This window comes from Arthrobacter sp. UYEF21 (assembly GCF_040546085.1).
Lineage (GTDB): Bacteria > Actinomycetota > Actinomycetes > Actinomycetales > Micrococcaceae > Arthrobacter.
Genome location: NZ_JBEPNF010000013.1, coordinates 99,062 through 112,185, shown reverse-complemented (window position 1 = coordinate 112,185; position 13,124 = coordinate 99,062). Strand labels below are relative to the sequence as shown.

The 13,124-nt window shown below is 65.9% G+C and carries 10 protein-coding genes, 2 tRNA genes and 1 pseudogene; 3 read left to right on the top strand and 10 right to left on the bottom strand.

The window, feature by feature from the left end:
* Positions 1 to 10: 10 nt before the first annotated feature.
* The 6 genes from ABIB27_RS14190 to ABIB27_RS14165 form a co-directional block, all read right to left on the bottom strand.
* The gene (locus ABIB27_RS14190; RefSeq protein ID WP_354254089.1) at positions 11 to 568 is read right to left on the bottom strand and encodes a dihydrofolate reductase family protein; all 558 of its coding nucleotides are present in this window, start codon (positions 566 to 568) and stop codon (positions 11 to 13) included.
* A 125-nt stretch (positions 569 to 693) separates the two neighbouring features.
* A tRNA-Met gene (locus tag ABIB27_RS14185) sits at positions 694 to 770 on the bottom strand.
* A 62-nt stretch (positions 771 to 832) separates the two neighbouring features.
* A tRNA-Thr gene (locus tag ABIB27_RS14180) sits at positions 833 to 904 on the bottom strand.
* 120 nt (positions 905 to 1,024) lie between these two features.
* Positions 1,025 to 1,465: a LysM peptidoglycan-binding domain-containing protein gene (locus ABIB27_RS14175; protein WP_354216480.1), complete on the bottom strand. Its 441-nt coding sequence runs from the start codon at positions 1,463 to 1,465 to the stop codon at positions 1,025 to 1,027.
* Positions 1,466 to 1,690: 225 nt separating this feature from the next.
* Entirely contained in the window at positions 1,691 to 3,967 is a 2,277-nt protein-coding gene (locus tag ABIB27_RS14170) for a DEAD/DEAH box helicase (RefSeq protein ID WP_354216479.1), read from the bottom strand.
* A 405-nt stretch (positions 3,968 to 4,372) separates the two neighbouring features.
* Complete coding sequence (locus ABIB27_RS14165; RefSeq protein ID WP_354254087.1) at positions 4,373 to 5,029, bottom strand: MOSC domain-containing protein; 657 nt, start codon at positions 5,027 to 5,029, stop codon at positions 4,373 to 4,375.
* Between the two features lie 198 nt (positions 5,030 to 5,227).
* Here ABIB27_RS14165 and ABIB27_RS14160 point away from each other — a divergent pair, with 198 nt between their 5' ends.
* From ABIB27_RS14160 to ABIB27_RS14150, 3 genes are read left to right on the top strand one after another with little or no spacing between them, the layout of a single operon-like run.
* Positions 5,228 to 5,791, top strand: a complete 564-nt coding sequence (locus ABIB27_RS14160) for a Tat pathway signal protein (protein ID WP_354216477.1) — start codon at positions 5,228 to 5,230, stop codon at positions 5,789 to 5,791.
* Between the two features lie 2 nt (positions 5,792 to 5,793).
* A complete protein-coding gene (locus tag ABIB27_RS14155) occupies positions 5,794 to 7,005 on the top strand; it encodes a glutathionylspermidine synthase family protein (protein WP_354254085.1) in 1,212 nt (403 codons plus the stop codon).
* Between the two features lie 31 nt (positions 7,006 to 7,036).
* Positions 7,037 to 8,569 carry an APC family permease gene (locus ABIB27_RS14150; protein ID WP_354216475.1) on the top strand — a complete coding sequence of 511 codons (1,533 nt, stop codon included), beginning with the start codon at positions 7,037 to 7,039 and terminating at the stop codon, positions 8,567 to 8,569.
* Between the two features lie 25 nt (positions 8,570 to 8,594).
* Here the strand turns inward: ABIB27_RS14150 and ABIB27_RS14145 are convergent.
* From ABIB27_RS14145 to ABIB27_RS14130, 4 genes and pseudogenes are all read right to left on the bottom strand, one after another.
* Positions 8,595 to 9,914 (bottom strand): annotated as a pseudogene (locus tag ABIB27_RS14145) (MFS transporter).
* Positions 9,911 to 10,399 carry a winged helix-turn-helix transcriptional regulator gene (locus tag ABIB27_RS14140; RefSeq protein ID WP_354216474.1) on the bottom strand — a complete coding sequence of 163 codons (489 nt, stop codon included), beginning with the start codon at positions 10,397 to 10,399 and terminating at the stop codon, positions 9,911 to 9,913. The pseudogene ABIB27_RS14145 and the gene ABIB27_RS14140 overlap by 4 nt, the downstream one beginning before the upstream one ends.
* A 71-nt stretch (positions 10,400 to 10,470) precedes the next feature.
* Positions 10,471 to 11,634 (bottom strand): cystathionine gamma-synthase, encoded by a 1,164-nt coding sequence (locus tag ABIB27_RS14135; protein ID WP_354254083.1) that lies wholly within the window; start codon positions 11,632 to 11,634, stop codon positions 10,471 to 10,473.
* 68 nt (positions 11,635 to 11,702) lie between these two features.
* Positions 11,703 to 13,088 carry a cystathionine beta-synthase gene (locus tag ABIB27_RS14130; RefSeq protein WP_354216472.1) on the bottom strand — a complete coding sequence of 462 codons (1,386 nt, stop codon included), beginning with the start codon at positions 13,086 to 13,088 and terminating at the stop codon, positions 11,703 to 11,705.
* Positions 13,089 to 13,124 lie beyond the last annotated feature (36 nt).

Here is a 13,124-nt window from a genome sequence, read left to right as displayed (position 1 = left end):
CCATTCTGCATCAGGAGAGCGTGCGGTAGTTCAGGTAGACCACGCCGTTGCCGAATTTGTGCTCCGCCAGGAGTTCAAGCCTCAGGCCCAGGCCGTCGGGCAGGAACCGCAGGCCCCCTCCCACCACCACCGGGTTGAGGAAGATCTGGTATTCGTCCACCAGGCCCGCCTCGATGGCCGCGGCAGCCAAGGTGGGCCCGCCAATGCCCAGGGGTTTGCTGCTGGTCTCCTTGAGCCGCCGGACCGCTTCCGGATCAAACCGCGATTCGACGGTGGTCCGTTTGGTCCTGGGCTGCGTAAGGGTGGTGGAGTAGACAACCTTGTCTGCCGCCTGCCAAATCCGGGCAAAGTCCTGTATCACGGGCGGACTTTCGGCAGTGCCCATCGTCTCCCAGACTTCCATCACCGCGTACATGCGGCGGCCAATGAGGAATGTGCCGACATCCCGGTCGAGGTCGTTGACGAACCCGTGGACTTCCTCGTTCGGCGCCGCCCAGTCAAAGTTGCCGTCGCGGTCCGCCACATACCCGTCGAGGGACGCGATGCCTGAGTAGATGAGCTTGCCCATGCGCCCATTGTGCCGCCACCGCCCTCGGTTGGGTAGGCCGCCTGTGTCGGCCGCCCCGTCGAGGTGTGAGCTCTCGGCGGGCAAAGAAAAGGACCCCGTGGGCGCGTAGCCTGCGGGGTCCTGCCTGGTAGCGGTGGGGAGGCTCGATCTCCCGACCTCACGATTATGAGTCGTGCGCTCTAACCAACTGAGCTACACCGCCACGAATGAGAAAAACCTGCGTCATGCCGGTCAAAAACCGCCTTGACGCAGGCCCTCATTCAGAGCCCCCCACCGGAATCGATCCGGTGACCTCGTTCTTACCAAGAACGCGCTCTACCACTGAGCTAGGGGGGCAACGAGTAAATACTCTACCGGAAGATTTCCCCACCAACAAATCGGCGGCTGGGCCCACAAAAGGGCGCCGAAACAGTTGCATCGACGCCCTTTTTTATGGCCTATTTCCGGCGCCACAAACTACGGCAGCCGGAGTACCTGTCCGGGGTAAATCAGATCCGGATTGGGCACCGTGTCGGCGTTCGCTGCGATGAGCGCGCCCAGGTCTACGCCGAACTGTGCGGCGATACCGCTGAGGGTGTCGCCGGCCTCAACCACAACCTCGGAGGCAGCGGCGGCCGGCGCGGGTGCTGCTGCTGTCTGGTTGGCTACTGCCTGCTCGGCGGCTGCGGCGTCAGCTGCGGCCTGGTTGGCCGCTGCCTCTGCGTCGGCGGCCTGCTGGGCGGCTGCGGCGTCAGCTGCGGCCTGCGCGTCGGCGGCCTGCTGGTCGGGTTGCGCATCGGCTGCGGCCTGGTCGGTATTGCTGCCGGCGCTGGTGTCTCGACCGGTCTGGGGTTCGTTATGCTGTTCGTTCTTGTCGCCCATGCCGAGGTTCTTTTTCAGATCGTCAAGGAATCCCACGTTGATGCCTTTCGCTGTACTTTGCGGCGGACCTGGCCCCAAAGGCGGGCCGGGACCGCTCACAGCTACGCCATCGGTAGCCCCTCGAGCGTACGGGCTGAGGTCCGCGGAGCCAAGGACTCAGTTGCCCGGGAGGGTCATCGCAGAAACCTGTGCAAATTAAATGCCGAGGGACCGGCTCGAAAGCCGGCCCCTCGGGGGGAAACTTGTCAGACTACCTGACGGTTACCACTTGCCCTTGCGGTTGAAGTCACGTCCGCCTTCGGTGCGGGGCTTGCGTGAGCCGTCACCGTGGCCGCCGAAACGGGAGTCGCTGGCCTGGCCGCGGCTGGAACCGCTGTCGGCACCTACGCTGCGCTCTGAACGGTCGCTGTACGAGCGGCCGCCACGATCAGCAGAGGAACGCTCGCCGTCGGACTTGCGGAATTCCTTCTTAAACCCGCCGTTGCCCTTGAAGTTGCCGCCACGGTCGCCGCCGCCGGAGTAACCGCCGCGGTCGCCGCCACGGTTGCCCTGGTAACCGCCACGCTCGCCGCCGCCACCGGACGACTTGCGGCCGTTGTCCAGCTCGAGGTGGATCAGCTCGCCGCCGATCCGGGTGCGGGAAAGCGCGCGCAGCTGCTCGGGGCTCAGATCCGCCGGGAGCTCCACGAGGGAGTGGTCCGACCGGATGTCGATGCCGCCGATCTGGGCCGAGGAGATGCCGCCTTCGTTGGCAATGGCGCCCACGATGGAACCCGGCATAACGCGCTGGCGGCGTCCGACGGCGATCCGGTAGGTGGCGTTGCCTTCGGTGAGCGTACGGGTCGGGCCGCGTGAACCGAAGCCGTCCTTGGAGCGTTCGCGCTTCTGGAACTCGGGAGCTGCCGGCAGCTCCTTGACCAGCAGCGGCTGGCCGCCCTGGGCCATAACGGCCAGTGCAGCGGCGATCTCTGCCGCCGGAACGTTGTGCTCTTCCTCGTAGGAGGAGATGAGGTCACGGAACGCCGCAACATCCTCAGACTCAAGGGTCTCGGTGATGCGCTCGGCGAACTTGCCCAGGCGCAGTGTGTTCACGCTCTCGGCAGTGGGCAGGTGCATCTGCTCAACCGGCTGGCGCGTGGCCTTTTCGATGGAACGCAGCAGGTACTTCTCCCGCGGCGTCATAAACAGGATGGCGTCACCGGAACGGCCCGCACGGCCGGTGCGGCCGATGCGGTGCACGTAGGACTCCGTGTCATGCGGGATGTCGTAGTTGACCACATGGCTGATGCGCTCAACGTCAAGGCCACGGGCCGCGACGTCGGTGGCCACCAGGATATCGATGCGGCCTTCCTTCAGCGCGTCGACAGTGCGTTCACGCTGCTGCTGCGGGATGTCGCCGTTGATGGCCGCAGCCTGGAAACCCCGCGCCTTCAGCTTGTCAGCCAGGTCCTCGGTGGCCATCTTGGTGCGCACGAAGGCGATGACGCCGTCGAACTCTTCAACCTCGAGGATGCGGGTCAGGGCGTCCAGCTTGTGCGGGCCCATGACCTGCAGGTACCGCTGGCGGGTGTTGGCGCCGGTGGTGGTCTTGGACTTCACCGAGATCTCGGCCGGGTTGTTCAGGTACTGCTTGGACATCCGGCGGATCTGGCTCGGCATGGTGGCCGAGAACAGCGCAACCTGGCGGTCCGACGGGGTCTGCTGGAAGATCTGCTCCACGTCTTCGGCGAAGCCCATGCGCAGCATTTCGTCAGCCTCGTCCAGCACCAGGTACTGGAGCTCGGACAGGTCCAGGGAGCCCTTGGAGATGTGGTCGATCACACGGCCGGGGGTACCCACAACAACCTGGGCACCGCGGCGCAGGCCTGCGAGCTGGGGGCCATAGGCGGAGCCGCCGTAGACGGGGAGGACGGTGAAGTCATCAATGTGCTTGGCGTACGAGGTGAAGGCCTCGGCAACCTGGAGCGCCAGCTCGCGGGTCGGGGCCAGGACCAGGGCCTGGGTCTTGCGGGACGGGCCGTTGAGGTCGTGGAGCTCGGCCAGGCGGGACAGTGCCGGTACTGCGAATGCTGCAGTCTTACCGGTGCCGGTCTGGGCGAGGCCCACAACGTCGCGGCCTTCAAGCAGCAGCGGAATGGTTGCTGCCTGGATGGGGGAAGGCTTTTCGTAGCCGACGTCCTGCAGGGCGGCGAGGACGCGGCCGTCGATGCCGAGATCGGCGAACTTGATGCCCTCTTCTTCGGCTTCTTCGGCCTTGGCCGGAGCGGTCGGCGCTTCCTCGGCCTTGGCGGGAGCCTCGGTCTCAGCGGCGGGGGCTGCTGCCGGGGCAGCGCTTTCGGTCTCAGCAGCGGGCGCTTCCTCGACCTTGGCGGGAGCCTCGGTCTCAGCGGCGGGGGCTGCTGCCGCCGGGGCAGCGGCTTCGGTGAACTCGACGGCTGCGGGCTCTGCTGCGGCCGGGGCAGCGGCTTCGGTGAACTCGACGGCTGCGGTTTCGGCGGTTACGGCTTCGGCGGTAGCGTCGTTCTGATTTTCGGGCATAGGGAAATTTCCTCATCCATAGGGGGCCAGGCGGCACTACCCGAGGTGAGCGGAGCCGCAGTACGTGTGCCGTGGGTGCCGGGCATCCATTGACCGGCCGGTCACATAGAAGTCCGGCGCTTTCGCAATCCCGTGGCAGGACTTCCCGCTGCATCTCTTGGCTGCTATCCCAGCAGTCTGTACAGCGTTTTCTTTAGCCGGCTCTCCCTATGAAAATGCCCGCATCGCATAAGCGGGCCCCAACACTTGCCAGTCCTGCCTCAAAAATTGGGCAGGAATAAGGGATTTCCGGAGTGGGGGATATTTCAAGTGTAAGGTACGGATCCGCTTTGCGGCTAATTGAACGCACGACGGCGGCGGTGAGCTTGCGCACATGGCTTCCCTGTGCGGCACTTTAGGGAGCGGTTAACGGGCCAGCTGCCGCTGCAACCGCTCGAATACCGCCCCGTATTCCGGCTGCTGCAGGCGGATCTCGCCGTCGGCGTCGGCATCCCGCAATGCCTCCATGGACTCCAGGTCAGGTTCGCTGAACCACCTTTCCACCGTGATTCCATGCTTCGGCACAAAGATGCGGTGAATGTGGTCGCCGGCCTGGATGCTCCCGGTGCGGATGACCCGGAGGTAGGCGCCCACGCGTCCAGCTTCGGTGAAACGCCTGACGAACCGGGGCTCGTCCATGCGCCGCTGGAAGGCAACACATGGCGTACGCGGGGACGTCACTTCCAACTCGACGTCGAGCCCGATCTTCCAGCGTTCGCCGATGACGGCGCCTGTGGTTTCAATGCCGGCAACGCGAAGGTTTTCGCCGAAGATCCCGGGCGGCAGGTCGCGCTGGAGCTCTGCCGCCCAGTAGTCCGCGTCTGCTTGGGAGTACGCATAGACGGCTTGGTCCTCCCCGCCGTGGTTGATCCGGTCTGCCTGGACATCCCCGTGGACGCCCAGCCGGTGGACCCGGACGGGGCCCGCCACCGGGCGCTTGTCGATGGCTGTGACCCCCACGGTCCCCTCATCGGCGAGGAGTTGGTGGACACGGCAGACGGCTAGCACTGATGCGGTTTCCATGGCTCCAGTCTAAGTTCCCGCGGGTTCGGTGAGCAGGTGCGGCGGGGTGGGGACTTCTCCCCAGGTTTTCGCTCGCAGCCTGTGGGGGCAGCGGCTAGGCTGATTTCAGGATTGAGTTTCCGGCCCACCGTTGCGCCCATTTCAGCACCGATTTCAGCAGGGACTACCAAGCAGCACGGACTACCAAGGGAAGATGTCATGGACGCGGACAAGGACCAAACTGGCGGTCCGGACAAGGACAAAGCCAAGGACGCGCCGAAGCCGCCGCCATGGCAGGTGCCCAAGCCCGAGCTGCGCCCGGAACTCCTGAACGAACCCGTCACCCCTGTGGATCCCTTCGCCCGCGACCGCGAGCGCCAGGCGCATGATGTGGCAACACGCAAGAAGCGCTCCCAGCGGCGCACCGTGGTGGTGGGACTGGGTCTGACGGCCCTCCTGGCCGGCACCATCACTGCCGTGGTGGCCAGCAACCAGGATGAAGCCGATTACGCCCAGGTCTGTTTCAATGACGAAACCGGCGAGCGTGTGGAAGACACCCAGTGCAACAGCTCCGCGGGACGCAGCGGGGCGCTGTTCGCGTGGTACTTCTACTCCAGAGGTGCCGGCGTGCCCGCGGTTGGCCAGAACCGGTCCTCCTACCCGAGCTACACCAGCACCATCCCCAGCGGGGCCAAGGCGTCCACCGGGTACAACACCAAGGGCGGCACTGTCAGCAGGGGCGGCTTTGGCAGCAGTTCCAAGGGCGGAAGCACGGGGGGTTAGGCGTGAAGCGGTTGTTATCGGAGCCCAGGCCCGGCTGGAAGCAGAAGATCGAGGGGCAAGGCCTGGTCTTTTCCACCACCACCATGCCCGACGGCAAGAAGATCGAATACTGGCACGAGGGCGCCTACTACGAATTCACCATGGACGAGGTGGAGTCACTCGAAGTCCAGGCCGAGGACATGCACAGGATGTGCCTGGAGGCCGCGAAGTTCCTGGCCACGGGTGCCATGGGGAACATCGGCATCGGCCCGCAGGCCCTGGAGCTCGCCGCCGAATCGCTGCAGGCCGGCGACATGGACATCTATGGGCGCTTCGACTTTATCTATGACGGCCGGGGCGGCCCGGCCAAAATGCTGGAGTACAACGCCGACACCCCCACGGGCCTGATTGAGGCTGCCGTGGCCCAGTGGTTCTGGCTGCAGGATGTGTTCCCGGAGAAGGATCAGTGGAACGGCATCCACGAGGCATTGATCCGGCAGTGGAAGAAGATGCAGTACCGCACCGGCATGAGCACCCTCCACATCGCCCATTCGGAGGCGGAGGAATCCGGTGAGGACTGGATGACGGCCGCGTACATGCGCGACGTCGCCAGCCAGGCGGGCTGGACCACCATCGGCATCAACATGTCCGACATCGGCTGGGACCCCAACCTCAACCGCTTTGTGGACCTGGACAACTTCATGATCAGCACCATGTTCAAGCTGTACCCGTGGGAGCTGATGATGAAGGAGCCCTTCGGGCACCGGCTGCTCCAGCGTGCCCATAATCCCCGCTGGGTGGAGCCGGCCTGGAAGATGCTGCTCTCCAACAAAGCCCTGCTCGCCGCGCTCTGGCACCTGTACCCGGACCACTCCAACCTCCTGCCCGCCTATCTCAACGAGCCAGGCCCGCTGAAGGAATGGGTGGCCAAGCCGCTGCACGGCCGCGAAGGCGACAACATCAAAATCCATGCCGAGGGCATCAGCCTGGAGCGGCCGGGCGGGTACGGCCGTGAGGGCTGGTGCTACCAGCAGTTCCAGCCGCTGCCCGATTTCGATGGCAACCACCCCGTCCTGGGCCTCTGGGTGGTGGACGGCGAGTCCGTAGGCTGCGGGATCCGGGAATCGGATGGCCCCATCACCGATTACTTCTGCCGTTTTGTGCCCAACACCATTAACGCCCCGGCGCCGCTCTCAGCGCAGGCCCACTCCAGCAAAGCAGATATCGCATTATGAGCCCCCTGACCCTCCAGCGCCCGGTGACCCTGTGAGTACGGAGACGACGACGGCGGGCAGCGGCTCCGGCGGACGGTCCGGCGGTGCCGTCCCGGCCAAGGGGCTGCGTGCGGGAATCCTGGACCTCGGCGACTCGGTCATGCTGGGCCTGGCGTCCACCGCGCCCGTGTATTCGCTGGCAGCGACTCTCGGCCTGATCGTCGCCGTCAACGGGAATTACACTCCCCTGATCCTGATCCTCGGGTTCATCCCCGTCCTGTTCATCGCCTATGCGTTCCGTGAGTTGAACAGCGCCATGCCGGACTGCGGCACCACGTTCACTTGGTCCCGCCGGGCGTTCGGCCCCTGGGCTGGCTGGCTGGGCGGCTGGGGTGTTGCGCTGGCCGGGATCGTGGTCCTGGCCAACCTGGCCCAGGTGGCCGGGCAGTATTTGTGGCTGCTGATCGGCGACGGTTCGCTGGCCGGAACCAAGGTGGCTGTCACGGCCACCGGTGTGCTGTTTATTGTCTTCATGACGCTGGTGAACTACCGGGGTATCCGGCTGGGCGAGCACGTCCAGCGTGTCCTGACCTATGTGCAGTATGTCTCGCTGGGCATCTTCGCGCTGGCCATCATTGTCCGCATCGCGGGGGGTGCACCGGAAGGCCAGGCGTTCGATTTCGAGTGGTTCAACCCGGCCGCCGCCTTCGCCGATCCGGGCGCTGTGGTGCACGGGGCGCTGCTTGCCCTGTTCATCTACTGGGGGTGGGACACCTGCCTCGCCGTGAACGAGGAAACCGAAAACCCGTCCACCACGCCCGGCCGAGGCGCCGTCATCTCAGCCTTCGTCCTCGTCGCCATTTACGTGTCGGTGGCGTTGCTGGTGATGATGTACGCCACGGTGGGCACCGAGGGCATTGGTTTGGGCAACGAAGCCAACCAGGCCGACGTCTTCCTGGCCATGAAGGATGTTGTCCTGGGTCCGTGGGGCTGGCTGATTGTGGTGGCCGTGCTGGCCTCCGTGCTCTCCTCCACACAGACCACCATCCTGCCTACGGCCCGCGGCACGCTGTCCATGGGCGTGCACGGTGCGCTGCCCCCGAAGTTCGGCGAGGTCCATACCCGGAACCAGACGCCGGGATTCTCCACCCAGGTCATGGGCACCGCCGCAGTGGTGTACTACGTGGCCATGAGCTTCCTCAGTGAAAACCTGCTCAGCGATTCCATCAGCGCCATCGGCCTGTTCATCGCGTTCTATTACGCACTGACCGGCTTCGCCTGCTTCTGGTACTTCCGGTCCACGCTCCGTGGTTCGGCCCGCAACCTCTGGTTCCGCGGCATCCTTCCACTGGTGGGCGCTCTCCTGCTGACGGCCGCGTTTTTCATCTCCGCCGTCCAGATGTGGGATCCCGCCTACGGCGACACGCAGATCTTCGGCGTAGGCGGTGCCTTCATCGGCGGCGTGGCGCTCCTGGGCCTTGGCGTGGTGCTGGCGGTAGTCTGCCGGTTCCTGCCGTCGACCCGGGGGTACTTCACAGGGAAGCCGGCCGCCCCGGCCAACACCTCCCCTAAAACCCCGGCGTAGCCCCCCCATCTCGGCGGCGGTTAGCCTAGGCCGCCGCCACCGGGACGGGTTCCTTCACAGCCTTGTCCTTGCGGATGGTGGCACTGATGACGGCGGCGATGGCGCACATGGCCGCCGCGCCGATCCAGGCGTAGGTGTACTGGCCGGTGGCGTCCCGGATGACGCCGGCGCCGAGGGCAGCAGCGGCCGCGCCCAGCTGGTGGGCCGCGAACACCCAGCCGAACACCACGCTGCCGTCCGCGCCGAACGTTTTCCGGCAGATTGCCGCGGTGGGCGGCACGGTGGCCACCCAGTCCAGGCCGTAGATCACCACAAAAACGATCATGCTCGGCTGGATGCTGGCGCTCAGGAGCAGCGGCAGCACCAGCAGGCCGATCCCCCGGAACTGGTAGTAGACGGCCAGCAGGATCTTGGGGTTGTAGCGGTCGGTCAGCCAGCCGGAGGCGATGGTGCCCACGATGTCAAAGATCCCGACGACGGCGAGCAGCCCGGCCGCGGTGGTTTCGGGCATGCCGTGGTCGTGCGCGGATGGGATGAAGTGTGTGCCGATCAGCCCGTTCGTGGTGGCGCCGCAGATCGCGAATCCCGCCACCAACGCCCAGAACGTCCGCACCTTGCTTGCCCGCTTGAGCACCTGCAGGGCGCGCACCGCGGCGTTGCTGCTGCGCCCGCTGTCCACGGGGTCCGCTGCCGGGAACGCAGCCGTTCCTTCCTCGGGTGCCGTTTCACCTCAAGGCAAGGCGCCGACGTCGGCCGGTGAGTTCTTGAGGAACTTCAGCACCAGCGGAACCACCGCCAGCGCGCCGGCGGCGATCAGCAGCGATGCCTGCCGCCAGCCCGGGTTCTGGGCCAGCATGGCGATGAACGGCAGGAAGACCAGCTGGCCTGCGGCGCTGCCGGCGGTGAGGATGCCGATCACCAGGCCCCGGCTCCTGGAGAACCAGGTGTTGGCGATGGTGGCGGCGAAGACGAGCGCCATGGACCCGGTGCCGAGTCCAATCAAAAGGCCCCAGGTCAGGAGGATCTGCCAGGACTGGTTGACCAGCACCGTGAGCGCGCTGCCCGCGCCGATCAGCACCAGGGCGGTGGCGGTGACGGCCCGGATCCCGAACCGCTCCATCAGGGCCGCGGCGAAGGGGGCAGTCAGGCCAAACAGCACCAGGTTGATGCTGACGGCTGCGGACAGAACGGTGGTGGACCAGCCGAACTCCTGCTGCAGGGGCACCATCAGGACACCCGGGGCAGCCCGGAATCCGGCAGCTCCCACGAGGGCCAGGAAGGCGACGGCCGCGACGATCCAGGCGGGGTGCAGGCGGCGACGTTGGGCTGTTTCCGTGGCGCTCACGCGGCGGTGGCCAGTTGCACGGGTGCGTCCGTCCGGGTGAGGCTGTGCCAGCTCGTATTCGCGGCCGTCAGCCGTTCTCCGCAGCCGGTGCAGGTGTCCGCGGAACTGGTCCGCTGGCCGCAGCCGGAATGGATCACGAACATGTGGGCCTGGTCCGAGGGTGCCGGCAGGTGCTTTTCCGCCCACATAACCACGGCGTTCAGGACGGGGAGGGCGTCCTCACCCTTCGGGGTCAGGACGTACTCCTGGCGGGCGCGGCCACCGTCGTCGTACGCCTTCTTCGCCAGCAGCCCCGACTCCACCAGACCCGCCAGGCGCCTGGTGAGCACCGAGTCCGCGACGGCGAGCCGGGACCTCATGGCGTCGAAGCGCCCGTTGCCGAAAAAGACCTCGCGGAGCACCAGCATGCTCCAGGGGTCACCCAAAATGTCGAGACCTCGTGCCATGCTGCAGTTGCGCTGGGACCAGTCGGAGCGGAGTACCATAAAGGCACCCTAGCTAACTTTCCTGAAGAAAGCCAGGGTGCCTTTTGGTTCGTGCCGGTAGTTGGAAGGTGCTACTTGAGGAAGGTGAAGGCCCGCTCGAGGTCGGCGATGAGGTCTTCCACGTCCTCGATGCCGCAGGAGAGCCGGATCAGGTTGACCGGAACCGCGAGCTCAGTGCCCTTGACCGATGCGTGGGTCATCTCCGAGGGGTAGTTCATCAGTGATTCGATGCCGCCCAGGGATTCTGCCAGCGTGAACACCTGCGTGTTTTCGGCGACCGTGCGGGCCGCCGCCTCGCCGCCCTTGAACTGGACGGACACCATGCCGCCGAACTTCTTCATCTGCTTCTTGGCCAGCTCATGGCCAGGGTGGGAGGGCAGGCCCGGATACAGGACGGCCTCCACCTCGGGGCGCTGCAGCAGCCATTCGGCCACGGCCTGGCCGTTGTCGCTGTGCCGGTCCATGCGCACACCCAGCGTCTTCAGCCCGCGGGTAGTAAGGAATGCGTCCATCGGGCCGGACACCGCACCCACGGCGAACTGGACGAAACCGATCTTCTCTGCGAGCTCGGCGTCCTTGACCACAATGGCGCCGCCCACCACGTCGGAATGGCCGCCGATGTACTTGGTCGTGGAGTGGACCACCACGTCGGCACCCAGGGCGAGCGGATTCTGCAGATAGGGCGACGCGAAGGTGTTGTCGACGATCAGGAGGGCACCGGCGTCGTGCGCCACCTTTGCGAGCGCCTCAATATCGGTGACCTTCATCAGCGGGTTGGAGGGGGTCTCCACCCACACGAAGCGGGTCTTGTTCGCGGAAACAGCCTTGCGCACCGAGTCCAGGTCCGCCATGTCCACGGGGGTGTTGCCGATCCCCCACTCGCCCAGGACCCGGCTGATGAGCCGGTAGGTGCCGCCGTAAGCGTCGTTGCCGAGGACGATGTGGTCACCCGGCCGGGTCAGGGCGCGGATCAGGGAGTCCTCCGCGGCCAGGCCGGAGCTGAAGGAGTAGGCGTGGGTGCCGCCTTCGAGCGCTGCGAGCTGCTCCTGCAGGGCATCACGGGTGGGGTTGGTGCCGCGGCCGTATTCATAGCCGTCGCGGAGCCCGCCGATGCCGTCCTGGGCGTAGGTGGAGCTGAAGTGCACCGGCGGGACCACGGCGCCTGTCCGGGGCTCGAAGGCCTGGCCGGCGTGGACAGCGCGGGTGTTGAAACCCTGGTTTTCAGAGACAGACATTGACGGTCCTTTCATGCGGTGATCGAGCCTGTCGCGATCCTGGTTTCGACAGGCGCAACCACGGAGGATTAGCTGCTGAGGTAGGCGAGCAGGTCGTGGCGGGTGAGGATTCCCACCGGAGCGCCGACGAACGTCACCATCACGGTGTCCACGTCGGAGAGCAGCTCGCGGGCTGCGGAGATGGTTTCCAACGAGCCGATGACCGGGAGCCGGGGGCCCATGTGCTCGGAGATCTTGTCCGTCAGCTTCGCTTCGCCGCGGAACAGCTTGCTGGTCAGGGTCCGCTCATCAACCGCACCGAGGACCTCGCCCATCACCACGGGCGGTTCCTGCGACAGGACAGGGATGTGGCTGACGCCGAACTCGTTCATGATGTTGATGACATCGCGGACAGACTCGTTCGGGTGGATGTGCACCAGGTCGGGCAGTTCGCCGTTCTTGGTCTTGATGACCTCGCCCACGGATGCTTCCTCGCCGCCGGAGAGGAAGCCGTAGGAGCGCATCCACTGGTCGTTGAAAATCTTGGCCAGGTACCCGCGTCCGGAGTCCGGGAGGATGACCACCACCACCGCGCTTTCCGGGAGGTCGCGGGCAGCCTGCAGCGCTGCCACCACGGCCATGCCGGAGGAGCCGCCAACCAGCAGCCCTTCCTCGCGGGCCAGCCGGCGGGTCATGGCAAATGAATCGGCGTCGCTGACGGCGATCACGTCGTCCGGAACGGACTTGTCATAGTTGTCCGGCCACATGTCCTCGCCGACGCCCTCAACGAAGTACGGGCGCCCGGTACCGCCGGAGTAGACCGAACCTGCGGGGTCCGCCCCAACAATCCGGACCCTGCCGCCGTCGGACTCGGCACGGCGAGCGGAAACCTCCTTGAGGTACCGGCCGGTGCCGGTGATGGTGCCGCCGGTACCGGCGCCGATCACGCAGTGCGTGACCCGGCCGTCCGTGTCACGCCAGATTTCCGGGCCGGTGGTCTCGTAGTGGCTGCCCGGGGCGGCCGGATTGGAGAACTGGTCCGGCTTGTAGGCGCCGGGGATTTCCGTCACGAGCCGGTCCGAGACGCTGTAGTAGCTCTGCGGGCTGTCGGGGGCCACGGACGTGGGCGTGACCACCACTTCGGCGCCATAGGCCTGAAGCACGGCGCGTTTGTCCTCGCCCACCTTGTCCGGCACCACGAAAATGCATTTGTAGCCCTTCTGCTGGGCCACGAGCGCCAGACCCACGCCGGTGTTTCCCGACGTCGGCTCAACGATGGTCCCGCCGGGGAGGAGTTTGCCGGTCCGTTCGGCCTCGTCGATCATTTTCACCGCGATGCGGTCCTTGATGGAGCCGCCGGGGTTGATGTATTCCAGCTTGACCAGGACTGTGGCTTTGAGGCCTTCCGTCACGTGGTTGAGCTTGATGAGCGGCGTGTTACCGATGAGGTCCAGGACGGACTGCGCGTACTTCATGACTACAAAGTTACCGCCTGCCGCGGCCGGTCCTGC

Excerpts from the sequence above, each read along its gene's own strand:
- ABIB27_RS14190 (WP_354254089.1), bottom strand. The coding sequence starts at position 568 with ATGGGCAAGCTCATCTACTCAGGCATCGCGTCCCTCGACGGGTATGTG.
- ABIB27_RS14170 (WP_354216479.1), bottom strand. The coding sequence starts at position 3,967 with ATGCCCGAAAATCAGAACGACGCTACCGCCGAAGCCGTAACCGCCGAA.
- ABIB27_RS14165 (WP_354254087.1), bottom strand. The coding sequence starts at position 5,029 with ATGGAAACCGCATCAGTGCTAGCCGTCTGCCGTGTCCACCAACTCCTC.
- ABIB27_RS14160 (WP_354216477.1), top strand. The coding sequence starts at position 5,228 with ATGGACGCGGACAAGGACCAAACTGGCGGTCCGGACAAGGACAAAGCC.
- ABIB27_RS14140 (WP_354216474.1), bottom strand. The coding sequence starts at position 10,399 with ATGGTACTCCGCTCCGACTGGTCCCAGCGCAACTGCAGCATGGCACGA.
- ABIB27_RS14135 (WP_354254083.1), bottom strand. The coding sequence starts at position 11,634 with ATGTCTGTCTCTGAAAACCAGGGTTTCAACACCCGCGCTGTCCACGCC.
- ABIB27_RS14130 (WP_354216472.1), bottom strand. The coding sequence starts at position 13,088 with ATGAAGTACGCGCAGTCCGTCCTGGACCTCATCGGTAACACGCCGCTC.